The following is a 5,569-nucleotide window of genomic DNA, read 5'->3' on the forward strand; positions in this document are numbered from 1 at the left end:
AGATTTTCTTCTGCTTCCCCTACTTCCTCCCCGTCCTCCCCTTCCTCCCTCTGTGTCTGTGCGTCTCTGCGGGAGATATCGGAAATATCAAAAGTTACAGTTACACTAGCTTCCAGTGCTGAACGTCCCTGATGTTTTTGAGCGTTATTAACTAAATCGGGTAAACGTTCTGCCCGCATACCCTTAGAACTAGACAGGCCTAAACAAAACAGCAAAGCGTCAAGGATATTTGATTTCCCAGAACCATTGGGACCAGATATGACAGTACAACCTGGTAGTAGAGGTACAGAAGTAGTACCACCGAAGGACTTGAAATTGGTAAGTTCAACGCGCTTGACGTATACCATTATAGAACTAATTACTGTAAACTCGTAAAAACTGGGTATTGTGAATAATCATAGCATACTTTTTGCTATTTTCGCCGTTCATTTTAGATAATTTTGGATAATTTTATGCAAATTCAAACACCAGATTGGGTTAAACACGCGGTTTTTTATCAAATATTTCCCGATAGATTTACCAGAAGTCAGCGTTCCCGTTCCAGCTTTTTAAATAATAGTAATTTAGAAGCTTGGGATGCTATACCGACAATTCAAGGTTATAAAGGAGGGGACTTATGGGGAGTATTAGAATCATTAGATTATATTCAAGATTTAGGGGTTACTGCTATTTACTTTACGCCCATTTTTCAATCTGCGAGTAATCATCGTTATCATACCCATGATTATTATCAAGTTGATCCTATGTTGGGAGGAAATCAAGCTTTGAGAGAGTTGTTAGATGCTGCCCATGATCGTAATATGAAAGTTGTCCTTGATGGTGTTTTTAATCATTCTAGTCGCGGGTTTTTCTTTTTCCATGATGTTTTAGAAAATGGCTCTAATTCTCCTTGGATAAATTGGTTTAAAATTGAAAATTGGCCGCTTGCTCCCTATGATGGTAATTTACCGGCTAATTATGTTTCTTGGGCTGGTATTCGCTCCTTACCAACTTTTAATCATGATCATCCAGACGTTAGGGAATATATCATGAAAATTGCTGAATATTGGTTAGAATTTGGTATTGATGGTTGGCGTTTAGATGTACCCTATGAGATTAAAACTCCTGGTTTTTGGCAGGAATTTCGTCAACGAGTTAAAGGTATTAATCCCCATGGTTATATTGTGGGTGAAGTCTGGTCAGATGCCCGTGAATGGCTCGATGGTACACAATTTGATGGGGTTCTTAATTATTTATTTAATCAGGCTGTCCTAGCCTTTGTAGTGGGCGATCGCATCGTTTTAGAAGAAGTTAAATATAACAGTTATTACCCCTATCCTGCCCTAGATGCGGCTGAATATGCTACTAAAATTCAATCCCTTTTAGAACTTTATCCCTGGGAAATTCAATTAACTCAATTAAACCTGCTTGGTAGTCATGATACATCTAGATTAATTACCATTGCTAATGGCGATCAAACTAGTGTAGAATTATGCAATTTGCTATTATTTACTTTTCCCGGTGCGCCGAGTATTTACTATGGTGATGAAGTTGGTTTACCTGGAGGAAAAGATCCTGATTGTCGTCGTGTTTTTCCGCCAGAATCTAACTGGAATCACGATATTTTAAATACTCACAAACAATTAATTTCTCTCCGCAATAATTACCCAGCTTTGCGAATTGGTAACTATCAGATTCTCTATGCAGTAGCAACAGTTTACATATTTGCACGAACCTTAGAAAATCAAGAATTAATTATTGCTGTGAATGTGGGAACTGAATCTATAACAGTGAATATAGATTGTAGTAACTTGCAATTGCAAAATCGGCCCAATCAACTTTTATTTGGGAATGGAGATATATCATGGAAATGCGATCATCTTTGTTTAACTATTCCCCCTCGTGGCGGCTTGATTTTACATTGATGCCATTTTTGATTCAAAATCTAAAATATAAAATATAAAATCTAAAATTGGATGATATTTTTGGAGAAATTGTGGGTAGTCTAATAATGAAGAGGAATGCTGCAATTTAGACAACAGCAGTTTTTGATATGACTAAAGCAAAAAATGATTACTTAGTTCAGCGTGGTCAGCAAATCGAGAGAAAGAAAAGAATTGTTACATATATTGGATTAGTTTCATTTGGTGGTTCAATGTTATTTGGGGGACTAAATTTTCTCCAACAGACTTGGCAAAAACCACAACAACCTGTAGTAAAATCGGCTGAAACTGATTTACAGCAACAAATTAAGGGTTATGAATTGGTTTTACAGCGTGAACCTAATAATCAAACAGCCCTGGAAAAATTGTCTATTCTGAGGTTAAATTTGGGAGATAATCAAGGAGCGATCGCTTTGATAGAAAAGTTGGTAGAATTACATCCAGATAGGCAAGATTATCAAACTGCTTTGACAAATATTAAACAGAAAAAAGGCAAGTAAGTGACTTTTGAATTTGACCCTGCGGTACTAAGTTCTCGTCCTGCCGCTACCCCCAGTAGGTGGTAAAGTTTGTCATGAATATTTAGTTATGTACCATCTTTCCGCCAATTTATTTAGATACAATCTATAAACTCAACATAACCCTAACTTAACCAAAATGACAGGCACTACCACCCCTACCCTTAAACTCCCTGAACTCCTAGCACCCGCTGGTAACTGGGAATGCGCGAAAGCAGCCGTAGAAAATGGTGCAGATGCGATTTATTTTGGTTTAGAGAAATTTAACGCGAGAATGCGGGCTGAAAATTTCACAGCAGCAGATTTACCGGAATTAATGGAGTTTCTGCATTTAAGGGGAGTCAAAGGCTATATCACTCTGAATACCCTGATTTTTCCCCAGGAACTAACGGAAGCACAGCAATACCTCAAAACTATCATTTCTGCTGGTGTGGATGCTGTCATCGTTCAGGACGTGGGTATTTGTCGGCTAATTCGTCATCTTTCCCCGGACTTTCCCATACACGCTTCAACGCAGATGACTATAACCAGTGTTGCGGGGGTACAATTCGCTAAATCTTTGGGTTGTCAACTAGTAGTTTTAGCGCGGGAATGTTCAATTTTAGAAATTAATAAAATTCAAGCACAAATATTATCAAAAAATACTGCTTTACCCTTAGAGGTTTTCGTTCACGGTGCTTTGTGCGTCGCATATTCTGGACAATGTTTAACCAGCGAAGCCTTAGGAGGACGTTCCGCAAATCGAGGAGAATGCGCTCAAGCTTGCAGAATGCCTTATGATTTAATTGCTAGTGGGGAAGTTGTGAATTTAGGTAATCGCAAATATTTATTAAGTCCTCAAGATTTAGCAGGTTTGGAAGTTTTACCAGAGTTAGTCAAATCTGGAATTACTTCTTTAAAAATTGAAGGACGTTTAAAAACACCAGAATATGTTGCTAATGTAACTCGCGTTTATCGTCAAGCCTTAAATCAAATTATCACAACTAACATAGAGACATTTTCTCATAGAGAAAAAGACCAATATAATTTAGAAATGGCATTTTCTCGCGGACTATATACAGGTTGGTTTGAGGGAATTAATAATCAGGAGTTAGTACATGGAAGATTTGGTAAAAAACGGGGTGTTTATTTAGGAGAAGTGACTCGGATTAGAAATGCAGAAATAACAGTCAAATTAGCAGCACCCGTTAAACCGGGAGATGGGATTGTTTTTGATTGTGGACACCCCGAAAGAAAAGAAGAAGGGGGAAGAATATATGCAGTTATCCCCAATGGTCAAGATACAATATTAACTTTTGGCAGAAATGATTTAAACTTTCATAGTATCCATATAGGTGATAAAGTTTGGAAAACCAACGACCCAGAATTAGATAAACAAATTCGTCAAAGTTATACCGGAGAAAATCCCCAATTTACCAGACCAATTAATATAGAAGTATATGGAGAAATTGGAGAAAAATTAATAGCTGTATGTGGTGATGAATTGGGTAATATTGTTCAGGTAGAATCAGAAATATTTATAGTCGAAGCACATACCAAACCTCTCTCTAAAGAAAGATTAAAAGAACAATTTGGCCGCTTAGGAAATACACCTTTTCATTTAGATAATTTCATAGATCATCTCAACGGTAAAATCATGTTACCTGTGAGTGAATTAAACCGAATGCGTCGGGAAATAGTCAGGAAATTAGAAGAATTGAGAAGTAAACCCAAACTTTGGGAATTAAATCATCACGCAAAATGGCAAGATATAATTATTCCTAAGTCTACTATTTTTAAATCTACAGATGTTTCCGCGTCTCCTTCCTTGATTGTTTTAGTCAGAAATATCGCACAATTAAAAGCAGTATTAACAGCAAATATCAAAACCATATATTGTGAATTTGAAGATCCACGCAACTATAAAGCAGCAGTAAAAATGGTGCGAGAATCTCAAGCAGAAATCAGCATTTTTGTGACACCACCTCGCATAACCAAACCCGGAGAAACCTGGATTTTAAAACAAGTTCAGGCTTCTCAAGCTGATGGTTATTTAATCAGAAATTATGATCAATTAGAATATTTTACCACAGAAAGATGTATTGGTGATTTCTCCCTAAATATTGCTAATCCCTTAACCGCAGATTACTTTAAAAACCGCTTTAATTTAGAAAGATTAACAGCATCTTACGACTTAAATATTAACCAACTCGAACATTTAATTACCAATTATCCAGCCTCAAACTTTGAAGTCACAATACATCAACATATTCCCATGTTTCACATGGAACATTGTGTATTTTGTGCCTTTTTATCTACAGGAACAGATTACACCAATTGCGGTAGACCTTGCGAAACACAAGCGGTAACAATTAGGGACAGGGTAGGTAGTGAACACATTCTCAAAGCAGACGCAGGATGTAGAAATACAGTATATAATAGTACAGCACAGACCGGCGCGGAATATGTACAACGGTTGATAGAATTGGGTTTACAGCACTTCCGCATTGAATTTGTCAACGAAACACCAGAACAAGTACAAAAAACGATACAAAGTTATCAAAAATTACTGCAAGGGGAAATGACAGGTTCACAACTGTGGCAGAAATTAAAATTACAAAATCAATTAGGTGTGACTCGTGGTGCATTGGGGATAATGTAGCCAAACTGCGACAAGTAGTATTACAATGCTGATAAACCTTGTTTACTACTTTCTATGTCAAGTCTAATCCCTCAATGTCAGCAATTACAAGCACAAGTTGAATCTATTCTCCAACTTTTACAGCAAGAAACAGCTTTACGTTCTCAAGACGTTACACCTGTGCAAATTTCCTTAGATAAAGCCATTTCTCCCAAGTTTGAAATTGTCTTTGCTGGTGCTTTTAGTGCGGGTAAATCAATGTTGATTAATGCACTATTAGAGAGAGAATTATTATATAGTGCAGAAGGACACGCAACGGGTACAGAATGTAAAATTGAATATGCACCAGCAGATTCAGAAAGAGTTGTTTTAACCTTTTTGAGTGCAGCAGAAATTCAAGAACAAGCGGTGTTTTTATGTCAACAATTGGGATTTAATACTGTTGATAACCTGAGTTCGATGTAAGAGAATAACTTACAAGTGTTGACTGGAAAGAGTTTCAGGATTAA

General features: G+C 37.0%; 4 protein-coding genes and 1 pseudogene. 4 read left to right on the forward strand and 1 reads right to left on the reverse strand.

Annotated elements, in window-relative coordinates:
- Positions 1-347 (reverse strand): AAA family ATPase (locus ACIR131C_RS23375; RefSeq protein ID WP_035372507.1); only part of this gene is annotated, 347 nt, incomplete at its 3' end.
- 105 nt (positions 348-452) lie between these two features.
- Between ACIR131C_RS23375 and ACIR131C_RS0118895 the strand changes: the two genes are divergently transcribed.
- From ACIR131C_RS0118895 to ACIR131C_RS0118910, 4 genes and pseudogenes are all read left to right on the forward strand, one after another.
- Positions 453-1,904, forward strand: coding sequence for a glycoside hydrolase family 13 protein (locus ACIR131C_RS0118895; RefSeq protein WP_028091448.1), 1,452 nt, complete (start codon positions 453-455; stop codon positions 1,902-1,904).
- 128 nt (positions 1,905-2,032) lie between these two features.
- Positions 2,033-2,422 (forward strand): tetratricopeptide repeat protein, encoded by a 390-nt coding sequence (locus ACIR131C_RS0118900; RefSeq protein WP_028091449.1) that lies wholly within the window; start codon positions 2,033-2,035, stop codon positions 2,420-2,422.
- Between the two features lie 157 nt (positions 2,423-2,579).
- A complete protein-coding gene (locus tag ACIR131C_RS0118905; protein ID WP_028091450.1) occupies positions 2,580-5,081 on the forward strand; it encodes a U32 family peptidase in 2,502 nt (833 codons plus the stop codon).
- Positions 5,082-5,135: 54 nt separating this feature from the next.
- A pseudogene (locus ACIR131C_RS0118910) lies at positions 5,136-5,516 on the forward strand (dynamin family protein); the annotation flags it as partial.
- Positions 5,517-5,569: the final 53 nt, after the last annotated feature.

The sequence above is a fragment of the Dolichospermum circinale AWQC131C genome, assembly GCF_000426905.1.
Lineage (GTDB): Bacteria > Cyanobacteriota > Cyanobacteriia > Cyanobacteriales > Nostocaceae > Dolichospermum > Dolichospermum circinale.

Coding starts and splice junctions, on each gene's coding strand:
- ACIR131C_RS0118905 (WP_028091450.1), top strand. CDS start 2,580: ATGACAGGCACTACCACCCCTACCCTTAAACTCCCTGAACTCCTAGCA.
- ACIR131C_RS0118895 (WP_028091448.1), top strand. CDS start 453: ATGCAAATTCAAACACCAGATTGGGTTAAACACGCGGTTTTTTATCAA.
- ACIR131C_RS0118900 (WP_028091449.1), top strand. CDS start 2,033: ATGACTAAAGCAAAAAATGATTACTTAGTTCAGCGTGGTCAGCAAATC.